This window comes from Achromobacter sp. F4_2707, from assembly GCF_047501535.1.
Taxonomy (GTDB): Bacteria; Pseudomonadota; Gammaproteobacteria; order Burkholderiales; family Burkholderiaceae_B; genus Yanghanlia.
This window is the reverse complement of sequence record NZ_JAZDRJ010000009.1, coordinates 36,739-57,359: the sequence shown is the minus strand read 5'-3', so window position 1 is coordinate 57,359 and position 20,621 is coordinate 36,739. Positions and strand designations below refer to the sequence as shown.

The 20,621-nt window shown below is 56.8% G+C and carries 18 protein-coding genes and 1 tRNA gene; 10 read left to right on the top strand and 9 right to left on the bottom strand.

Annotated elements, in window-relative coordinates; genetic code table 11:
• Window positions 1-7 precede the first annotated feature (7 nt).
• Window positions 8-331: a flagellar transcriptional regulator FlhD gene (flhD, locus tag VRY85_RS10105; RefSeq protein ID WP_414598468.1), complete on the bottom strand. Its 324-nt coding sequence runs from the start codon at window positions 329-331 to the stop codon at window positions 8-10.
• Window positions 332-589: 258 nt separating this feature from the next.
• Between flhD and VRY85_RS10100 the strand changes: the two genes are divergently transcribed.
• Window positions 590-1,048 (top strand): C40 family peptidase, encoded by a 459-nt coding sequence (locus VRY85_RS10100; protein ID WP_414598467.1) that lies wholly within the window; start codon window positions 590-592, stop codon window positions 1,046-1,048.
• A gap of 34 nt (window positions 1,049-1,082) precedes the next feature.
• On the opposite strand, the gene VRY85_RS10095 is transcribed toward VRY85_RS10100, so the two are convergent.
• Entirely contained in the window at window positions 1,083-2,693 is a 1,611-nt protein-coding gene (locus VRY85_RS10095) for a glycerol-3-phosphate dehydrogenase/oxidase (protein ID WP_414598466.1), read from the bottom strand.
• A gap of 159 nt (window positions 2,694-2,852) precedes the next feature.
• Between VRY85_RS10095 and glpK the strand changes: the two genes are divergently transcribed.
• Genes glpK through VRY85_RS10080 form a run of 3 tightly spaced genes read left to right on the top strand, consistent with a single transcriptional unit; the run spans window position 2,853 to window position 5,587 of the window.
• Window positions 2,853-4,346 carry a glycerol kinase GlpK gene (gene glpK, locus VRY85_RS10090; protein ID WP_414598465.1) on the top strand — a complete coding sequence of 498 codons (1,494 nt, stop codon included), beginning with the start codon at window positions 2,853-2,855 and terminating at the stop codon, window positions 4,344-4,346.
• A 34-nt stretch (window positions 4,347-4,380) separates the two neighbouring features.
• Window positions 4,381-4,848 carry a TM2 domain-containing protein gene (locus VRY85_RS10085; RefSeq protein ID WP_414598464.1) on the top strand — a complete coding sequence of 156 codons (468 nt, stop codon included), beginning with the start codon at window positions 4,381-4,383 and terminating at the stop codon, window positions 4,846-4,848.
• Window positions 4,820-5,587, top strand: a complete 768-nt coding sequence (locus tag VRY85_RS10080) for a lipoyl protein ligase domain-containing protein (RefSeq protein WP_414598463.1) — start codon at window positions 4,820-4,822, stop codon at window positions 5,585-5,587. The genes VRY85_RS10085 and VRY85_RS10080 overlap by 29 nt, the downstream gene beginning before the upstream one ends.
• 37 nt (window positions 5,588-5,624) lie before the next feature.
• Here the strand turns inward: VRY85_RS10080 and VRY85_RS10075 are convergent, their stop codons facing one another.
• The 3 genes from VRY85_RS10075 to VRY85_RS10065 all read right to left on the bottom strand — a co-directional run bounded on the left by VRY85_RS10075 (window position 5,625) and on the right by VRY85_RS10065 (window position 10,292).
• On the bottom strand, window positions 5,625-7,262 hold the full coding sequence (locus VRY85_RS10075; RefSeq protein WP_414598462.1) for a SulP family inorganic anion transporter: 1,638 nt from the start codon (window positions 7,260-7,262) through the stop codon (window positions 5,625-5,627).
• Between the two features lie 248 nt (window positions 7,263-7,510).
• Window positions 7,511-9,793, bottom strand: a complete 2,283-nt coding sequence (locus VRY85_RS10070; protein ID WP_414598461.1) for a nitric-oxide reductase large subunit — start codon at window positions 9,791-9,793, stop codon at window positions 7,511-7,513.
• Window positions 9,786-10,292 carry a hemerythrin domain-containing protein gene (locus tag VRY85_RS10065; RefSeq protein WP_414598460.1) on the bottom strand — a complete coding sequence of 169 codons (507 nt, stop codon included), beginning with the start codon at window positions 10,290-10,292 and terminating at the stop codon, window positions 9,786-9,788. Before VRY85_RS10065 ends, VRY85_RS10070 begins: the two co-directional genes overlap by 8 nt.
• Before the next feature lie 163 nt (window positions 10,293-10,455).
• On the opposite strand from VRY85_RS10065, the gene norR reads away from it, so the two are divergent.
• From norR to VRY85_RS10050, 3 genes are all read left to right on the top strand, one after another.
• Window positions 10,456-12,045 carry a nitric oxide reductase transcriptional regulator NorR gene (gene norR, locus VRY85_RS10060; RefSeq protein WP_414598459.1) on the top strand — a complete coding sequence of 530 codons (1,590 nt, stop codon included), beginning with the start codon at window positions 10,456-10,458 and terminating at the stop codon, window positions 12,043-12,045.
• Between the two features lie 139 nt (window positions 12,046-12,184).
• A complete protein-coding gene (locus VRY85_RS10055) occupies window positions 12,185-12,565 on the top strand; it encodes a SirB2 family protein (RefSeq protein WP_414598458.1) in 381 nt (126 codons plus the stop codon).
• A gap of 7 nt (window positions 12,566-12,572) precedes the next feature.
• A complete protein-coding gene (locus VRY85_RS10050) occupies window positions 12,573-13,751 on the top strand; it encodes a patatin-like phospholipase family protein (RefSeq protein ID WP_414598457.1) in 1,179 nt (392 codons plus the stop codon).
• 19 nt (window positions 13,752-13,770) lie between these two features.
• Here the strand turns inward: VRY85_RS10050 and VRY85_RS10045 are convergent, their stop codons facing one another.
• Window positions 13,771-14,709: a DMT family transporter gene (locus VRY85_RS10045; RefSeq protein ID WP_414598571.1), complete on the bottom strand. Its 939-nt coding sequence runs from the start codon at window positions 14,707-14,709 to the stop codon at window positions 13,771-13,773.
• A gap of 514 nt (window positions 14,710-15,223) precedes the next feature.
• On the opposite strand from VRY85_RS10045, the gene VRY85_RS10040 reads away from it, so the two are divergent.
• Window positions 15,224-15,299, top strand: a tRNA-Asn gene (locus tag VRY85_RS10040).
• Between the two features lie 205 nt (window positions 15,300-15,504).
• Here the strand turns inward: VRY85_RS10040 and VRY85_RS10035 are convergent.
• Window positions 15,505-16,770, bottom strand: a complete 1,266-nt coding sequence (locus tag VRY85_RS10035; protein ID WP_414598456.1) for a DUF2254 domain-containing protein — start codon at window positions 16,768-16,770, stop codon at window positions 15,505-15,507.
• Window positions 16,771-16,963: 193 nt separating this feature from the next.
• On the opposite strand from VRY85_RS10035, the gene VRY85_RS10030 reads away from it, so the two are divergent.
• Window positions 16,964-17,431: an alpha/beta hydrolase gene (locus tag VRY85_RS10030; RefSeq protein WP_414598455.1), complete on the top strand. Its 468-nt coding sequence runs from the start codon at window positions 16,964-16,966 to the stop codon at window positions 17,429-17,431.
• A 452-nt stretch (window positions 17,432-17,883) separates the two neighbouring features.
• Complete coding sequence (locus tag VRY85_RS10025) at window positions 17,884-18,870, top strand: Bug family tripartite tricarboxylate transporter substrate binding protein (RefSeq protein ID WP_414598454.1); 987 nt, start codon at window positions 17,884-17,886, stop codon at window positions 18,868-18,870.
• 112 nt (window positions 18,871-18,982) lie between these two features.
• Here the strand turns inward: VRY85_RS10025 and dsbG are convergent, their stop codons facing one another.
• Window positions 18,983-19,768, bottom strand: a complete 786-nt coding sequence (dsbG, locus tag VRY85_RS10020) for a thiol:disulfide interchange protein DsbG (RefSeq protein WP_414598453.1) — start codon at window positions 19,766-19,768, stop codon at window positions 18,983-18,985.
• Window positions 19,769-19,803: 35 nt separating this feature from the next.
• Window positions 19,804-20,607, bottom strand: a complete 804-nt coding sequence (locus VRY85_RS10015) for a prolipoprotein diacylglyceryl transferase family protein (RefSeq protein ID WP_414598452.1) — start codon at window positions 20,605-20,607, stop codon at window positions 19,804-19,806.
• Window positions 20,608-20,621: the final 14 nt, after the last annotated feature.

The window sequence follows — 20,621 nt, the reverse complement described above, 5'->3', positions numbered from 1 at the left end:
GTTAAGCTCAAGCCAGCTGCTCGGGGGAGCGTTGCGCCATCAGTATGGTGGAATGCGCCTGCTGCAGTACGCCGCCCAGAACATCCTGCCCTAAAGTGGACAACAGCTGATAATCGTTGAGTCGGAAACCGCAGATCAGGGCATTGGAACTCGCTAGCTTGACGAGTTGGGCCGGTGACAGGCTGAGAACGATGTCGGCGACATCGGAATCGAACCCAAGCCGATACATTCCTGCTGCGTAATTGTCACGCAACAGGCGCTGTGCCAGCATGAGATACGAAAGGTTGACTTCCTGGATATCGCTAAGTGCGCTATTGTCAGAGGCAGGCACAGTCCTTCCTTTACTTAATGGTAAATGTAACTTGCAGATTATTGCAAATAGTGACAAACAAAGCCATTGCTAAGCCATTACCACCAGCGCGAGCCTTGTTTTATGCAAAAACCGAATGCAACACAGCTGGAATGGTATCAAAATATATGGCACATTACTAATTGTGGCGATATTGTTACACAAACACGGGCTAAATACCGATTTATGACGACTTTTTGTGGCTTTTTTGCCGATTGGCGCAAACTGTTAGGGGTATTTATGACAGCCATATTGCTGTCTGGTTGCGCGGGTACGCCGCCTAAATCGTCTTCCACGTCGTACGCAGTGCCGCCACAACACCGTCAGGAAGTGGTCATGCTGGCACTTGGGCTAACAGGCAGCCCCTATCGATATGGTGGTACAGACCCCATCGGGGGGTTCGATTGCAGCGGTTTGGTGAATTACGTATTCAACCAAGCGGCGGGAACGGCCGTGCCACGCACGACCGGAGACCAGGCAAATGCTAGTCGCCGCATCAGCCGCAGCGCTTTGCGCGAAGGTGATCTCGTCTTTTTCAATACGCTTGGGCGCGCCAACTCGCATGTGGGAATCTACATAGGAAACGGGCGCTTTGTGAATGCACCCTCGTCCGGAGGTTATGTGCGCATCGATACACTGGACAACCCGTACTTCTCGAAGCGTTTCACTTCCGCCCGCACGCTTTTCGCCAATCGCTGACAGCCAAACAAGCCGCCTTACTACTGGACGCAAGTCAAACCGGCACTTGACGGTATTGTTCAGCCAAAGACAAAAACGCTTGCAAGCCTGGGTCGCGGCCTGTTTCTTCCTCTACAACTCGTGCCGCCGTCGACGCGACGTTCGCAGCCTGCGCGGCGTCAAGAAACAGCAACCGCGAACGGCGCGCCAACACATCTTCTACGCTACGGGCGTATTCGTATCGAACTGCAAAACGCAACATCGCCTCAGTGAGCCCCGCAGCCAATTCGTGGTTCGCTCCTGGCAGTTGCTGAACCCAATATGCTTCCGTACCGTAGCTGTGCAGCCCGGGTGTAGCAGTCAGAGTAATGGGGGTCGTCTGGCGAGTCGGAGCGCCCACCAGCAGAAAGTCCGCCGTTTCGGAGGGAGGCTGGCGTTCCAGCAGGCCGGCGTCCACACATTTCGCCAACACATCCTCTGCCATGGCGCGGTACGTCGTCCATTTCCCGCCCGTTACTGTCACCAAGCCACTGCCGCTGACCACCACGGTGTGTTCCCGATTAATCTTTTTGGTGTCGCTGCCGTCGCGCAACGGCCGCACCAGTGGACGCAGCCCCACCCACGCACTGCGAACATCCGCGGGGCGCGGGGCGCGGGCCAGATAGCTGCCCGCCTCACCCAATATGAAGCGGACTTCTTCAGCCAGAGGGCGTGGTTCTTCTTCGATGGCAGGACGTGCGGTGTCGGTGGTGCCAAGAATGACCTTGCCTAGCCAAGGCACGGCAAACAGTACTCGGCCATCGCGTGTGCGTGGCACAAGCAAAGCATGTTGGCCGGGAAGAAAGTCGTGATCAACCACCAGATGAACGCCTTGGCTGGGCGTGACCATTGCCTGCGAGTCCCGCCCCACGGCTGCATCATCCATATGACGCAACTGATCGACCCAAACCCCTGTGGCATTGACCACGCAGCGAGCCTGAATTTCGCCGGGAGAGTCCAGCTCCTCGGCCTGGTAGCGCACTCCCGCCACCCTTCCCTGTTCATGCAGCAAACCAATTACGGGGCAATAGTTCAATAACAACGCTCCCTGGGCCGCCGCGCTGCGTGCCAAAGCCAGAGCCAGGCGAGCGTCATCAAATTGCCCATCCCAGTACTTGACTCCACCTTTCAGGCCCGCATCACGCACGCCCGGCAGACAGGTGAGAGCCTGCTGCCGCGAGAGAAGTTCTGTCGGCCCCAGGCCGGCAGCACCCGCCAGGGTATCGTATGCCTTAAGCCCCATACCATAGAAAGGCGTTTCCCAGCATTTATAGCTGGGCATGACAAACGGTAGCGGCGCCACAAGATGCGACGCGTTATGCAAGAGCTTGCGCCGTTCATGCAAGGCTTCACGCACCAAAGCCACATTACCCTGAGCCAGATAGCGCACCCCGCCATGAATCAGCTTGGTCGCACGTGAGGACGTGCCCTTGGCGAAGTCTCGAGCCTCAAGCAGCACGACTGACAACCCCCTTAAGGAAGCGTCCAACGCCAGGCCCAAGCCGGTTGCACCACCACCGATGATGAGGAGATCAACCTTGCCCACAGCGCCCAGCCGTTGCAACAAGGCAGTTCGTTGGGTTTCCAGGGGTGCTGGAGAGCGCGCGACGCTCGGGCTGGAATTCATGGTAGACCTTATCTGCGAAATGGAACCTCATCAGTTTACGGTATGCACCGTGTGACGAGCGATGAACAAGCGCAGTGAGAAGTCGCTACGCCGGTTCAGTGTGGGATGCCGGGCGGAATCATCGTTAAACTAGCCATAATCTTTTCTGACAGCGAAATCATGGCCTATCTGCTTGCACTCGACCAGGGCACCTCAAGTTCACGAAGCATCATTTTCAATGAGCGCGGTGAAATCGTGGCACTCGCCCAGCGCGAAATCACCCAGATCTTTCCGCGGTCGGGCTGGGTCGAACATGACCCCATGGAAATTTGGCACACCCAACTGGAAACCGCACGTGAAGCGTTGTCCAAAGCAGGGCTGAAAGCGTCGGATATTCGTGCCATAGGCATCACCAATCAACGTGAAACTACAGTTGTTTGGAACCGGCGCACCGGCCAGCCTATCTACAATGCGATCGTCTGGCAGGATCGCCGTTCCGAACCTGCTTGCGTACGTTTGCGCGACCAAGGCTTTGAAGCCGATATCCTGCAACGCACGGGCTTGCGCATTGACGCCTATTTTTCAGGCACCAAATTACAGTGGCTGCTGGATAACGTCGCCGGCGCACGCGAACTTGCCGAACGAGGGGAACTGGCCTTCGGCACTGTAGATAGTTGGCTGATCTGGCAACTGTCCGCCGATCAGCGGCACCTTACCGATATCAGCAACGCTTCGCGCACCATGCTGTTCAACGTCCATGACAGCCGCTGGGACGACTCCCTGCTGCAGGTTATGAACATTCCCCCCTCCCTGCTTCCAGAAGTCCTGCCCTCGGGCGCCGACTTCGGCGTGGCGGCAGCCGATTGGCTGGGGGGTGAGATTCCTATCTGCGGGGTGGCGGGCGACCAGCAAAGCGCGCTGTTTGGCCAAGCCTGCTTTCGCAGCGGCATGGCCAAAAACACCTATGGCACAGGGTGTTTCATGCTGATGCACACTGGCGAAAAATTCAATGCGTCCAACAACGGCCTTGTCACCACCCGCGCCGCTCAAACAGGCACACAGCCGGAGTACGCTTTCGAGGGCAGCGTATTCGTGGCCGGCGCCGTAGTTCAATGGCTGCGCGACGGCCTTAAGGCGTTTCCCAGCAGCAGCGATATCGAGGCGCTGGCGCGCAGCGTACCGGATTCCGGCGGCGTGATGGTCGTGCCTGCTTTCACCGGGCTGGGCGCTCCTTACTGGCAGCCAGATGCTCGCGGCACTATCACCGGCCTGACGCGAGGCAGTACGATTGCGCACATTGCCCGCGCTGCGCTGGACAGCATCGCCTTTCAAAGCGCCGCGTTGCTGCAGGCCATGAGCCGAGATGCCGAGGAAGCCGGGGGACAGGCGCTGTCCGAACTGCGTGTGGATGGCGGCGCTTGTGTCAACGACCTGCTCATGCAGTTTCAGGCTAATTTGCTGGGTATTCCCGTCTTGCGCCCTGCCATGATAGAAACCACAGCCCTGGGGGCCGCCTACCTTGCTGGCCTGACAGCCGGTGTTTACTCCGACCTGAGCGAACTTTTCTCTTTATGGAAAGTCGAAAGGACGTTCGAACCGCAATACGACCCGAGTCGCGCCCAGGAACTCATGGCCCACTGGGAAAAAGCAGTGCGCCAGGCCAGCACCGCCTGACACGCACCGATTAAAGCAATTGAAAGGACTCCGAATGCTACAAAGAACCATATTGGTGGTCGCCATTTTCCTGGCTATTTTGCTGGCCCTGACTTTTGGCGACGCGCTGCTGTCTCAGGTATATGTCTGGGTGTCAAAGTTGACGGGCTGGGTCATCCACAACTTTTCCGACTTATACGCCAGCATTCATTATTATCTGTCCGCCCATACAACCAAGGTGCTGCTGGCCATCGTGCTAACTATTCCCGTGAGTTGGTGGGTCTTTCGCTCCCGCGAAAAAGAGCTGCGCAGCCCCGCCAACCATCGAAAAATCGCCATTGTTCTGGCCATCTGCCTGGGCTGGCTGGGTGCGCACCGGTTTTACCTTGGCCAGATCGGCTGGGGAATCATCTATCTGCTGATCTTCTGGCTGTTCGCCCCTCTGGTTGTGGTGCTGGGCCTGATAGACGCCCTGCGTTATTTCTTCATGACAGATGAACAGTTCAGTATTGCCCGCAGCTGACCCGCAGCAGCTCGCCGCGCCTACACCCACCCGCTTCACCTTGCTGCATTCCAGCGCAGAGAGCGGGCTCGACGCCCGTCATGATGAATCGCTGTTGGAACTGTGCATTCATAACGGGCCGCTGGCCAGTATCTGGCAGACCCAACGCAGCTTGGTTGTGCCGCGCAGCTATCGGCGTTTCGATGCGTTTGAAGATGCACGGCAGCATTTCGCCGGGCTGGGTTGGCCAGTCACCGTACGCCAGACGGGCGGCGGAATCGTTCCCCAAGGCCCCGGTATTCTCAATCTGAGCCTGGCCTACACGGTGCAAGGCCCGCCAATGCAGCATTCGGAGCCTGGGTATCAGCGGATCTGCCAGCTCTTGGCCGATGCTTTGCGAGCGCTTGGCATTAAAACCTTCCCCGCCGCAGTTGAAGGTTCGTTCTGCGATGGACGCTACAACCTTGCAGTGGACCGGCAAGGCAAGCCAGTAAAAATCGCGGGGACCGCACAAAGTTGGCGGCGCATACCTGGCAGCAAAGACGGGCACATGGGCTTGGTGCATGCTTTGGTATTACTCGACACCGACACCGCTGCCGTTACGGAAACAGCCAACGCCTTCGAAGCCGCCCTGGGTAGCGAACGCCGTTATGAAGCCGACAAAGTGGTTTCGGCGGCGGAATGGCTGGGCAGTTCGTACGACCTGCAAAACCGCTTTGAAAACGCGCTGGAGCGGGCACTCGCGAACCTCCGCGTATAGGTCGAGCCCCCCAGCAGTTTCACCGCAGAGCGAGCTCCTACTCCGTGCGAGTTATAACCTCGGCCAGATTGCGCAATACGTTTCCTTCGCCCAGCCTCTTCAACAAGCCGATGCGCCGCATTTTCCGCGCGACCCTATCATTCATTTCGGTAAAAATCACCCGCACGCCCTGGGCCTGCAGTTGCTGCACTACATCTTCCAGCGTCTGCAAGCCGGTAGCGTCGATAAAAGGTACATAACGCAGGCGGATCACCACCACCTTGGCATCGCTCTGCTTGTGTGTCAGCACCTGCTCGAAGGTTTCCGCGGCAGCGAAGAAGAAAGGCCCTTCAATGGAATACACCATGACATCGGACGGCATACCGTCCAACCCTTGCGCCGCCAGCTCCCGCTGCAGTTCGATTTTTTCCTGGGGCCGTACCACAACACTTGCCGACATATTCATCAGAAAATGCAGCATGGCCAGCACGACGCCGATGTTTACCGCCACCACCAGGTCAACGAACACCGTCAGCAAAAAGGTAACGACAAGAACAATGACGTCCGGGCGTGGCGCACCTTTTAGCAGCCTGAGCACCTGACGTACATCGCTCATGTTCCAGGCCACCACGAACAAAATCGCCGCCAGCGCCGCCAACGGGATATTGGCAGCCAAAGGCGCGAGAAACAGCAATATGAAAATCAGGCACAAGGCGTGCACAATGCCCGCAATCGGGCTGTTGCCGCCATTACGCACGTTGGTGGCAGTCCGAGCTATCGCGCCTGTGGCCGCGATTCCCCCAAACAGCGGCGCGACAATGTTAGCCAGGCCCTGGCCCACGAGCTCTTGATTTGAGTGATGGCGAGTGCCCGCCATGCGGTCGGCCACCGCAGCGGAAAGTAGTGATTCAATCGCACCTAGCATGGCAATGGCGAAGGCCGGGCCGATCAACTCCACCAAGCGGCTCAGGGTGATCTCTGGAACTTCTAAGGTAGGAAGCCCGCGGGGAATCTCGCCGTAACGGCTGCCTATGGTGGCCACAGACTCAAAACCGATGGCGGCCTGTATGAGTGTGACAATAATCAGTGCAACCAGCGGCCCGGGCAGGCGACTGATGACGCCAGGCAGCCGCGGGGTGTAGATCACCAGCGCAAGGGCCAGCACAGCCAGCGCTGTCGTGGCCATATCGAATTGTGGCAAAGCCTGCACCAGCGCCCACAAGGTTTCGTGGAAATGCCCGCCCTGTACTTCGGGCAAACCAAAAAAATCCTTCCACTGCCCGACCCAAATCACCACGCCGATACCTGCGGTGAAACCGGCAATGACGGGCGCCGGAATGAACTTGAGCACCGCCCCCATGCGGGCCAGCCCCAGCAATAGCAGAATGACCCCTGCCATCAGCGTGGCGACCTGAAGGCCCACCACACCATGCTCAGCAACAATGCCCGCAAGAATCACGATGAAAGCACCGGTGGGCCCCGCTATCTGAATGCGGCTGCCGCCAAACACCGACACGATGATGCCCGCAATGATGGCGGTGTAAATACCTTGTTCGGGCTTAACGCCCGAAGCAATTGCAAAAGCCATGGCTAAAGGAAGCGCCACAACCCCCACAATTAAACCGGCGCCAATATTCTTGGCCCAGTGACGTCGCGCCAACAGGCCCGACCGGTATGCATCCACAATCGCTAGCATCGTACTTCCGTGAAAATTTCTCGCGTCGCCTGGTTGAAAAGCGAGCGAACTGAGAGATATGCGCTTCAAATTATCATAAACTGCTTACAGCGTGCCCAAAGAAGGCAGCGTTCTTTCTGAAGCACAACAAAAAAAACCGCCTGGGGAAGCAGGCGGCAAAAAGTACTACTAGGGGAAGACAGTACAGGGGCCTCTTTGCGGGCCGTAACACTTGGCTTGCCGAACTGACAAGCCAAGTGATCAGAGGTTTATTCAGCCGGCGCTACGGCAGTATCGGTTGCCACAGACCTGCCGCGACCACCGCCGAACACGCCGATCACAACTTGCCAGGCGATAGCCGCCCCACCGACGATGAAGACCATGTCACCGAAAGTGCGGATCCAGCGCAGTGTTTCCAGCAATGGCTGCTGCATGAACTCTTCGCTGCGTGCATACCACATGCCTTCCGTCACGCTGGCATAGGCCTGGATGATGCCGATGGGCAGCAAGCTGGTAACAATCATCAGCACCAAGCCACCGTTCAGGCCCCAGAAGCCCAGGCGCATCAACTTCTCGTTGAAGACAAAACCCGGAACGATGTAACGCAGTACCAGCAAGGTGAAGCCCAGTGCCAGGAAGCCATACACACCGAACAATGCTGCGTGGGCGTGGACAGGCGTCGTGTTAAGCCCTTGGATGTAGTACAGAGCAATCGGTGGGTTAACCATGAAGCCAAATACACCAGCGCCCAGCATGTTCCAGAAAGTCACAGCCACGAAGCACAGGACGGGCCACTTAACGGCTTGCATCCAAGGTGCACGCTCCTTGAGGCGCCAGTTTTCAAAGGCCTCGTAACCCAAGACGATCAGGGGTACGACTTCCAACGCACTGAAGCTTGCGCCAATCGCCATGACTGGAGTGGTAGTACCTGCGAAGTACAGGTGATGCAGGGTACCCGGCACACCGCCCAGCATGAACAGCGAGGCCGAAGCCAGGCTGGCAACCGTAGCGCCACGCTGTGAAACCAGCCCCATGGACGAGAAGATGAAGGCCAGGGCCACCGTGGCGAACACTTCGAAGAAGCCTTCCACCCACAGGTGAACCACCCACCAGCGCCAGTATTCCATGATGGTGATGTGCGTGCGCTCACCATAGAACAGGCCGGTGCCGTAGAACAGACCCACTGCCACAATGGAGAAAGTCAGCAGCGCAAGCAGGTTTTTGTCGCCATCCTTCTGCTTGAAAGCAGGCATGATGCCGCGCAGCATGAGCAACAGCCAGAAAGCCAGGCCCAGGAACTTCACAATCTGCCAGAACCGGCCCAGTTCCAGATACTCATACCCTTGGTGACCAAACCAGAAATTCAAGCTGGCAGGCATGACTTGCGCAATGGCCAGGTAGTTACCGATGTAGGAACCCACCACCAATATGATCAGCGCCCAGAACAGGATGTCCACGCCCAGCTTCTGATGTTTGGGGTCTTTACCGCCATTGATCAGCGGCACTAGGAATAGGCCGCCGGCCAAAAAGCCTCCGGCGATCCAGAACAGCGCCGTCTGCAAGTGCCAGGTTCGCGTCAGCGAATAGGGGAACCATTGCGACACATCAATGCCATAGAAGGTCTGGCCTTCGACGGTGTAGTGGGCAGTGAAACCACCCAGCAGAATCTGGAAGATGAACAGGCCCACGACCATCAACAGGTATTTGCCCAAGGCGCGCTGCGATGGGGTGAGGCCAGCCGCCAGCAAGGGGTCTTGCTTAGGCGCTTCCGGCTCTGGCACTTCACGGTGGGTAAAGGCCCAGCCCCACACCAGGAAGGCAATACCGGCCAGCAGCAGCACCACACTGATTACCGACCAAATCACGTTATTGGTGGACGGTTTGTTGTCGATCAGCGGCTCATGAGGCCAGTTGTTGGTATAGGTGACATCGCTGCCAGGGCGCTCCGTGGCGGCCGCCCATGCTGTCCAGAAGAAGAACTTAGTGAGGTCGGCGCGACGTTCTGCGCTAGGCAGCGTGTCTTCCTTCATGGCGAAGCTTTCACGCGAACCCCGCAGTTCGGGGTCGGAACCATAAAGCGCTTCGTAATACGCTGCCACTTGCTCAATCGCCTGAGCCCGGCGATCGCTGACCGTAACCACCAGTGTTTCAGGGTCTAGCGTATTGGTGCGATATTCGCGCTTAAGCTCATCCCTCAGATAAGCCTGCTCGCGAGAGTCCAACTGCTCATACGGCAAACCTGCGACATCCTGCGCCGCCAGATCCAGCCAGGCGAGCAGTTCGCGGTGCAGCCAGTCCGCACTCCAGTCTGGGGCTTGATACGCACCATGGCCCCAGATAGAGCCGATCTGCATGCCGCCCGTGCTCTGCCACGCAGTCTGACCATCCAGAATCTGCTCCTCGGTCATGAGCTGCTGACCTGAGGCAGTCACCACTTTCGCGGGAATCGGCGGCACCTGCCTGTAGATTTCGACCCCGCTCCATCCGAGGACCCCGAATGTCACTACCAACACTGCGATCAGTAGCAACCATAACTTCTTATATTCACGCATTTTGCGCTCCTTTAACTGCTTGCGAAGCTTTTGCAAACAACACATCGTTTTCCAAATTGATGTGCTGTGTCAGTTCCTGCGCGTAATGAGCCAGGCCTTCATACAGGCGTTGCCAAGTATTGCAGGCGTCGTCCGGCAGGATGAGATCGTGGGTCAGGCGGTGAATACGTTCCACCGCATCAATATGCTGGTCGTGCTCGAACATCATGACCGTAATGGGGCCGGCGGCCGGTGCGTTCATGCCACGCAACAGCATTGGGAACAACACCTGCTCTTCCTTAAGCATGTGGCTTTCCATTTCCTGAAGATGAGCCTCAAGCTCATCAGCCAGCCCCTGGGGACAGCGGGCATGCCCGGCATGTGCATGTTCAACACGCCGGGACAACCTGATCAGCTCGGGAAGCTGCTCGCGATGGCCAGTATGAAAGCGACTGACGATGTATTCGATCAGTTCTTCCGTGGCCAAGGCGCCAAGCTCTATCGGTACCTGGGCATTCATGACGGAAACCTCTCCGTTTGTTAGTGATGACCCTAGTTACGCAACATCCGTGCCAGTTTTTTGCAGTGCCCGACTGAACATACATCAAGAACAGACACTTAAAAGGGTATAAAAAACCCGCCCCCTATAGGGTTACTTTTACCCTGCTGGTAGAATTCACCCTATGGACTCCTTAATACTGGCCGACCTCGTCACCTACCTGCCCGATGCCGTGCGCCTGCAGCGTATTGTTCTCACCATGCGCGAGCGGTTTCGCTCGGATGCAGTAGGCATGCTTAAACTTGATGAAGGCAGCTTGCGACTGGTAGCAGCGGCAGGCTTGGCGCACGAAGCGCTGGGGCGGCGCTTTAAGGTGGCCGAACACCCCCGTTTCGCCACCATTCTGTCCCGCCGTGAACCCACATGGTTTGAGCCGGGCAGCCTATTGCCAGACCCTTACGATGGCCTGCTCGACGACCGGCGCGGTGCTCCCCTGCCGGTTCACGACTGTCTGGGCATGAGCTTGTACGTGGAAGGCAAACTTTGGGGGGCCCTCACCCTTGATGCCTTGGAGACAGGCACCTTTGACGCGCAGGCGCAGATGGATGTACAGCGCTACGCCCTGCTGTTGGAAGCCGCCATCCGCGTCACCATGCTCGAGAAAGAGAACCGCAGCCTGCGGCAATTGGGCGCCAGCGCTGTGGACGATGTGCAAATCATTGACGACAAGGAAATCATCGGCCAAAGCGAAGCCATCACCGAATTGCTGCACGAACTTGATGTTGTCGCTGACTCCGATTTGCCTGTGCTGCTCTTGGGCGAAACGGGGGTAGGTAAAGAACTGTTTGCGCGCCGCGTACACCGGCACTCTCGCCGCCGCAACAAGCCTATGGTGCATGTCAATTGCGCCGCGCTGCCTGAATCGCTCGCGGAAAGCGAACTTTTTGGTCATGTTAAAGGCGCTTTTTCCGGCGCCACCCACGATCGCGCCGGGCGCTTCGAAGCCGCGCAAGGCGGCACCCTGTTTCTGGATGAAGTGGGCGAACTGCCCTTGTCAGTTCAGGCCAAGCTGCTGCGAACTCTGCAAAACGGCGAGATCCAGCGCCTGGGAACCGACACTTCTATCAAGACCGACGTCCGCATCATTGCCGCCACCAACCGCCAGCTCAAGGAAAACACCCTGGAGGGCAGCTTTCGCGCCGACCTTTACCACCGCCTTTCCGTCTACCCCGTCCCCATTCCTCCTCTGAGAGAGCGTGGCCGCGATGTCTTGCTGCTTGCAGGGCATTTCCTGGAATTCAATCGCGCTCGCCTGGGCATCCGAGGCCTGCGCTTGTCGTACGGTGCGGAAGAAGCTCTGTTGGCCTACCCCTGGCCCGGCAATGTGCGGGAACTGGAACACGTCGTCAGCCGGGCGGCGCTCAAACTGCTGAGCCGGGGCGCATCGCGCGACCAGATCCTGACGGTGCCTGCCGAACTGCTGGACCTCGACCTGCCCCCGGACACCATGGCCCGGACAGCGCTGGAGCCAACCACTGACCAGCCGCCCACCCATTGGCCAGGGAACAACGTCGAGCAACCGGGTGGAACAACGCTACAGCTCGGCCCGTTGCGCACCACCCTAGAACAATACGAGCGCAACCTGATTCAGAGCGCCTTGAGCGCGACCGACAATAACTGGGCCCAAGCCGCCCGCCTGCTGGAAATCGATTCCAGCAACCTGCATAAACGCGCCAGAAAACTTGGGCTGAAAACGGACTCAAAAACCCTGTGACGACCTTCGGCCACACCCATCTAGGCTTCTTCCCGCATGGTGCAAGCTGACTTCTGCCTGAAAGACGAGCCGCTTTATACTAAGAAGCCTCTTAATCAGTCCCCGCCCACCCACTTCTCTCATCGACACCACACAAGCTATGAATTATCTGGTTATCAAGCACCTGCACATGACGGCGGCCGGCCTTAGCATTGCCTTCTTCATCATCCGCGCTTACTGGTCCATCACGGAAAATGGGCTGCTGCAGAAGAAAGTCGTCAAAATTTTGCCGCATGTCATTGACACCGTACTCCTGACCGCCGCCATCTGGCTGTCCATCCTGTTGGGGCCCGCTGCCGCACAACCCTGGGTGCTGACAAAAATTGTTCTGCTGATTGCTTACATCGGCGTGGGCACCGTTGCCATCAAACGTGGCCGCACGCCACGCACCCGCGCCATCGCCGCGGTGATCGCAGTACTCATCTTTATTTACATTGTTGGCGTCGCCATCAAGCACCATCCCGCGTCCTGGTTTTTCTAAAGACCCCATGTCAAAAAAAATCAAACTTCCCGACTACGAAACCACTGCTCTCGTTCTACAAGGCGGCGGCGCTCTGGGTGCTTATCAGGCCGGCGTCTTTGAGGGCCTGCAAGAAGCCGACATTCCGCTAAGCCGGCTGGCAGGTATTTCAATCGGTGCACTGAACGCCGCCATCATCGCGGGCAACGCCCCCGAACATAGGGTAGATCGGCTACGCGAATTCTGGGAAACCATCTGTCAGCCGAATCACCCCTTCATGGCATTGCCACCTGTTGTCGAACAGTCGATATTCGACATTAACGACGCTACCAAGCAGTTTCTTGGCCATTGGAACGCCTGGTCCGCCATCATGAGCGGACAAAACGGTTTTTTTCAACCGCGGCAACCTGCGCCAGTGCTCCCCTTTATGCACAACCACCCGGCGCAAACGAGCTATTACCGTATTGACGCCCTCAAAGAAACTCTGGAACGTCTGTGCGATTTTGATCGTGTCAACGCCTGCGAGCTGCATGTATCGGTGGGCGCCGTTAATGTGCGCACCGGCAACTTCACCTATTTCGATAACCAGGAAACCACCCTGCGTGCTGAGCATTTCATGGCATCGGGCGCCCTGCCCCCGGCCTTCCCCGCTGTGGAGATCGACGGCGAATACTATTGGGACGGTGGTCTGGTCTCCAACACTCCACTGGGTCACGTGCTGCAAGGGCGCCCCATGCGCGATACGCTGGTCTTCCAGGTCGACCTTTGGAGTGCGCGAGGCGCTGCCCCCACCAACATGGCCGAAGTGTCCGACCGCATGCAGGATATCCGCTATTCAAGCCGCACTCGGTATGTCACGGAACACTTTCGCCAATCGCAGGAAATGCGCCATCTTCTTTGGCGTATGCTGAAAGATATGCCGGAAGATCTTCGCTCACATACCGACTATGCCAAGCTGGTGGAAGAAATCAGCACTGCCAAGTGTTACAACATCGTCCACCTGATCTTCCGTAACCAGCCTTACGATTTGCATTACAAGGATCACCAGTTCGGCCTGGCGGCCATGCGCGACCACTGGAAGCACGGCTTGGCCGACATCCGCAAAACACTTGCCAATCCTAGCCGCCTTGCCATGCCCGACCGCGACATCGGCTTTGTGACTCACGACGTACACCGTGAGGAACTGGAAGAACGCATGGATCGGTAAGGCAACCCTTTCCTGATTACTATTTCCCAGGGCGCAAACGCCCCAGCACCAGCATGCCGGTCAGCACAAACGCGGTGCCAACCAGTTGCAACGCTGTGATCGGCTCATCGAGTATCCACCAGGCAAGAAACAATACAGAAACCGGCCCCACCATACCTAGCTGAGAGGCCAAAGGCGCGCCTACACGCGCCACGGCCCACATCACCATAAAGGTGGGCAACACCGTGTGAAATACGGCATGAATGAGGGAAAGCTGATAGACCTCAACCGGTTGAACCAGCCCTTGCCAACCTTGCTGCCAAAGAAAATGAATCAGCACATATACGGCCGACGCGCTCATGGCGTAAGCCACCAACCGCGTTGAACCCACCCGCGCCAAAACCTCCCCCGAACTGATCAGATAAATAGCGTAGGTAAAAGCCGAACCCAGCACAAACCCTGCGCCCAGCAGCACATTACTGCCCGCAAAGGAAAGATCGTGAATAAAGGCCAGCAGCACCCCTGCATAAGACAGCCCCATGGCCAGCCACTGGGCGCCCGTAATGCGGCGCTTCAGATACAGCGCTGAAATCAACAGCACAAACGTGGGCGCCAAAAACAGAATCAAGCGCTCAAGGCCGGCAGTGATGTACTGCAGCCCCAAAAAGTCGAGATAGCTCGACAAGTAGTACCCGATAAAGCCCAGCAACAGAATCAGCCATACATCGCGCCGACTCAGCCGCGCTATCCGCCCGGCGCGCGCCCTTCGTGCCTGGAACACAGCCACCAGCGCAAAGAAAGGCAACGAAAACAACATGCGAAAACCGATAACCGTCAGCGCATCCACCCCATGAAGGTAGGTGAGCTTGGTGACAATGGCTTTGGCCGAAAACAGCACCGAACCCAGCACTGCCAAAAAAAAACCCGACCAATACTGCGCATTTAAAGTTGCCCGGCGCTTCGGTTCTTTTGTTTCCATGCTCATTGAATACGATCTTCCAGAGCAAGGCCCATATCAACCCAAGCTGCTGCGCCCCTATTTCCCCCGCCCTGCCGAACCGCATTTGAAACTCGCCACGCCTGCCCCCGCAGTGAAAACCACCGTTTGCGCACGAACTTCGCGGACGGATAACCACCGCAGATAGCGGGAAAAATAGAAGCAACCATGAAAAACCCAACTTACCAGCAACACGACTCGTTCGATATTAAAGCAGGAAGCTAAGAGAAGAACATGCTGGCACGATTACAATGCCGTTCAACCATGAAGGCGACATCCATCCACCAACCGGACATTTCTACTTGGCAGAAAACCGGACATTTCTATTTAGCGTTGACACAACGTGACAGCGCCACTTGACATGTAACCAAAAAACGCGCTATAAATCGATCTTCGTTTTCAGCGGCCAAGGAAATCCCTAGCGCCACCAAAAACGGAAAAAGAAAAGGAACTTGCACAACACATAAAAAACGTGCTATATTCTTTTTTCTTCAGTTCCCCGATAGCTCAGTCGGTAGAGCGACGGACTGTTAATCCGCAGGTCACAGGTTCGAGCCCTGTTCGGGGAGCCACAGAATACCGAAAGAAATCAAGCCCTTACAGTTAAAACGCTGTAGGGGCTTTTTCTTTGAATTAGACGCAAATATTAGACACTGTCTAACATCCAGTAGATTGGCCCGCCACCGCGCGGGCGTCTATTGTGACGCAGGGCGCAACCCTGTTGTACGTTGAACAAAACGCTCGTTTCGGCGCAACATTTCCATAGTTCCTAAAAGCTTACAGGTCAAACGAACCACCTCGCGCCGCTTCTGAAAGCCGTTCGCGATCTGCTGGAAATGTCAGTGCGGCTTCCGCGCGCGCTCGCGAGAGTTCAGCGTGATATCGGGCGCTGGCGCGAAAATCGTCTGAACCGAGTCGCGAGAGTGCGTGAAGGCATTTTTGCAAGCGCAGTTGCACCTCTATCAAGCCTGCCCCGTCTCGCGCCATCAGCATGAAGGCGTCCTCGAATAAGTCCGCTACTGCAAGTGGTGCGACATGAACGCAGGGATGCGCAGGTTCTTCTGCCTCGAGACCCTCCGCCCAGAATGCGAGGAGTCGTGTGTTGCGGCCGATGACATCGAGCGCCGTGCCTGGGTCATTGGTGGCAGGTGATAGCGCACGCGAGCCAATTTCGCTCATGACAGCCAGGCCAAAGCGAGGGTCCTGATCAAAGGTGCGCACATCCTTAATGACAAAAGCATTTTGTGCGAGTTCCTGTACGCTTATGGCCTCGTCACCGGTTGCATTGCAGCGCAGCCAAGCGAGCGGCGTATCGACCGAGACAAAGGCACCCGGGTTGCACAATACATAAATGCGGCAGTCCTGCGCCTCGGCTAGCTCGGACAGTGCAGACATGTCGATATATTGAAGGTAGCCGATCTGGCCTGCAGCAATAACCGTGGCATCAGGCGGAACGTGAGCATCGGCAGGCTGCAGTGGAACACCGCCCAAATAAGGGGAAACCAGCCTGGCCTGCATGGCCTTGCGTGTCGCCTCCTCCACCCTGTGCGTGGTCTCGCCTACACGGCCAAGCTGCGTAATGTGGTCAATCCAACGCAGTAGGCTCACAACAATCAGGATGACCACCGCCACGGTCACGCAGAACAGGACGGTTCTTCCGTTGGGGCCATAGGCTTCGGTGCGCAACAAAATAATGCTGACGATGGCGAAAACAAAGGAACCAACAAAGGTTGACAGCACCCGGTGCGACACGCGGTCTTCAATCAGCAAGCTGGTGGCACGCGGCGTCACATTGCTGGTCGCAGCCGAGTAGGCAGCGGTCATCGCCGAGAGCGAGAAAATCGTGACCGCCAGCATCGATGAGGCAATGATGTTAAGCAGGCTATCCACCGAGCTTGCGCCAAACCCAGGCAAATTCCATGGCAACACATCTTGCGCAGTGATCGCTAAGGCAGCAGTGACAACGCCTAGTAACGCGTAGGCCGTAGTACTCAACCACAATTTGCGAGCCAATTGCATCAAAAGCCAACGCCAGCGAGTCATGCCCCACCTCTTTAGTGGTTTGAGTTGTCCATGAACATAACCGAATGAGCCCGAGTGCTCAATCTCCCGTGCCCATGGCTACTTGCCGCTCGACTCGCAATACAGCAACTTTCAGTTTCAGAATCGGCATACCCGACAGGCACATCAAACCAATGGTGATACAGTTGCCGCAACTCACCACCCCATCAGATTCATGACTGAACAACAATTTAATGTTCTAGCGAACTTGCTGGGCTACACCGCAGCGGAACAGGCAGCCACGCATCGCATCATCATAGGCGGCAAAACTGGTGACGCAGTTGCCACACAACATGCAGATCGCTTACGTCAGATCGACGCTTCCATTCGCGAGGCGTACGTCGTGCACAGCCCGATGGAGTTTCGAATCACTGTCGGCCATCGCGACACACACCGAATGCCGGGCGCACTCAAAATCAAAGTGGGTGACATCGTCCGGTTAATCGGTCATTCGACTGAGCGCTGGATTCCGGTCAGAGTCACGGCGCTTCCAAATACGGCTGCGGATTATTACAGCGGCGTCATTACTGAGCAGTTGGTAAAACTGAGTAAATTCCAGGTGGGAAATGGTGTGCGTTTCAGTGAAGACCAAGTCTTTATTGAAGCGCCTCGGGCGGCGTCGCGCCGTCGCCGCAGCAACTAAAGGTGCGCAACGCGGCGGTGTATACCCGCCCTTTTGACGTCTTACCCGCGCTTTAACGCTCCTTTTTTGCACGGCATGGACTTGCGATGCCGTGCGCTTTTGGGGCAAATTAGCTCATGCCTGCCGCCCTCATTCGGCGGCCAACTTGGCTTTCATGCGAAGATAGTCGCTCTCTCAGGCTCACCTCGTCAATACCACCCTATCTTGTCGGCTGCCTCATTACTTTTTTATGAGGCAGCCCTCTGTCTTTCCGCTGTTTAGGCGTATTAACTGCGGCATTCGCGTCATGCCTCCTTCTGGACCGAATCCGTGACGTGTCAAACATTGCGCGGGCAGGTTAACTCTCGTCATATACTGTTTGCTGACTGGCCATCGTGACAGTTGACAAACCTTGCTGTTTGTCAGTGACCGGTGTGCTCAGCTCTGTAGAAACTGTCTCAAGGAAACTCTCAATGTCCACATTAAAACGCTTCGGAAAGACCTTATTCGCGGTCACAACTAGTGCGCTCGTCATGGCGTCAGCGACTGCTGTTCAGGCACAACCTGACTTTCCGAACAAACCCCTTACCTGGGTTATTCCGTTTCCCCCTGGCGGGCCTACTGATGTCACCTCCCGCATCCTCGCCGATGCGTTCTCCAGGGAGCTTGGCCAAACTGTCGTAACAGAAAACAAATCCGGCGCTTCAGGCACTATTGGCGTACGCTCCGTTACCCGCGACAAAGCCGACGGATACACATTTGGCACACTCGCCGCCCCTAGCTTGATCGCGCCGTACTTGATGCCGAATGCACCTTATGACCTTACCCAGGACATCACGCCTATCGGTGTTGCATACACGACACCGCTCATCATGGTTGTGAACCCTGATGCGCTTCCCAACGTCACGGATCTGGCATCCCTGGCAGAAGCCGCCAAAACCATGGATCTCAACTACACCACAGCAGGCGTGGGTAGTACCGCTCACCTGACTGTCGAGCTCATCAAAAAAGAACTCGGTTTTGACGCCATTCACATTCCCTACCAAGGCAGCTCTCCTGCCGTCACCGCCACACTGGCCGGCGAAGTGCCGCTGATGTTCTCGGACTCACTCGCTGTTCTGCCACACATCCAGGCCGGCAAACTGCGCCCCATTGCGGTTAACACCGACAATTTCGCGCCGCTGCCTGATGTGAAATCGCTGAATCAACAGGGCGTAACCAGCACCAAGGCCGTATCTTGGTACGGTGTTTTCGGCCCTAAAGGCATGCCTGACGAGATTCGCGACAAACTGTCCGCCACGCTGGACAAGGTCTTGCAAGACCCCGTCGTGATCGAACGCATGCAAAGTGCAGGCGCCTACCCCAACTTCACCACGCCCCAAGGCATGGCTGATCGCATTAAGACCGACTCCGCAATCTGGGAAGCGGTGATCAAAGAAAACAACATCACCCCGCAGTAAGGTGTGATGCGGGCACCCTTTCCGCATGGCAAGGGTGCACAAACCGCCTCGTCTACTCCCATTCAAGCTGGTAAAAAGCCTGCACATAGGCAGGCGCCACAAGCAATTCGACTCAACGCGGCCCGAAAACATCTCCCAAGACATCGTCTTTGGGCATTCCGTTGTACTTCTGGATCACCCCATCTTCGTTCAGCACCACGATGCCAGGCGTCCCTCTGAAGCCCATGCTCATCATCAGAAGTTGATTCTCTTCCAGGATTTCCTGTATGTCGTCGGTGATCGCCTCGGCGGGCGTGATGCCGCCCTTGTCGAAACTAAGCTCATGCCTCTGAAGCGCTGCAGAGGTGTCTGTGGAGCCAAGAATGGCCGCCGCCTTGGCGGGGCTATCTTCTTTAAGCATGCCAACCAGCAAATGCCGCAGTTGTACTTTCCCGGCTTCCACCCAGGGGCGCGAGGCTTCCCAGAACAGGTGGCAATATGGGCAGTTAGGGTCGGTAAAGGTATAAATGATGCGAGGCGCATCAGCCTGCCCATCCAGCACCCAGGGTGCAGTTTCCAATGTAGACCAGGCCCGGTCGCTCATGGGCTTGGCAAGCAGGTTTTCGACGGTTTCCTTGTCCAGGATATCGCCCTTGCTGTCCAAGCGTGTACCGGCGATGGCATGGCCGTCCGGCAACACGTAGATGGCGACGGGTTGTTCCCCCGCCACCCCGGCAAAACCGCGCACGCCTTGGCCGGCATCGAATTCTTGAATATTGCTTACGCCCTGCGCTTCCAGCGCCTGAATCACAGCAGGCGGCCGGGCTTCGGGTTCGGTTTCATCGGGCTGTGCATGGGCCGGCAGCAACGCCAGCGGCGTGGCGGCAATCAGCGGGAAGAGCACTCGCAGTAGATACATTGTTAATCCTTTACTGTATCGAATGTGAAAAACGCTCAAAAACGGCGCAATATTTTGTCTTTGATGCCTGCCATGGTGATTTCGCCCAGATGTGAATCAACTTGACGCCCTTGCGCATCGAAAAACAAGGTGGTGGGCAGACCCCGGGACCTTACGGCCTGCATGGCTTTGGAAGTCGGATCCAGCAAGACATCGGTAAGGTCCAAGCCCTCACTTTCAAGAAAACGCTGTGCTGTCACAGCGCTTTCACCTTGGTTAAGCATGACAAAAGCAATGTCGGGGAAGGCTTGCTGGGCTTGCTCGAAAGCGGGCATTTCTCTGCGACACGGCGGACACCAGCTTGCCCAAAGGTTTAGCACCACAGGGCGCCCTTCATACTGACTTAACGAAACCGGCTGACCAGCCAGGGTGGTGACTTGCAAATCGGGCAAGGGGGGCACGGATCGAAGCAGCAGGCTGAGGACGCCATTGGCAACCACCCAAAGCGCTACACCCGCAATCATGCCTGTGAGAGCAGAACGGCGCAACATCACACACTCGCGAGTACGCCACCATACGAAAGCCAGGGAAACCGGAATACCTACCCACCATAAAAAACCGCCATCGCTGATGGCAACCATGGATTTAGGCGTGGCAGAATACTCGGGCCACCATTGCACGATATAAGCCAGCCGGGCCACCACAAAACCCACAAATGCGGCATCCAGCAACGCACCACCCGCAGCCCGGTATTTTTCCCCCGACCATGCACGAGCGCTGCGGCGGGCAACCAGCCACCCAAATAGTAAAGCGGCGCCGATAATAATCGTTTGCATGGAAAACAGCCCTACTCCCACCATAATGCGCCAGCCTA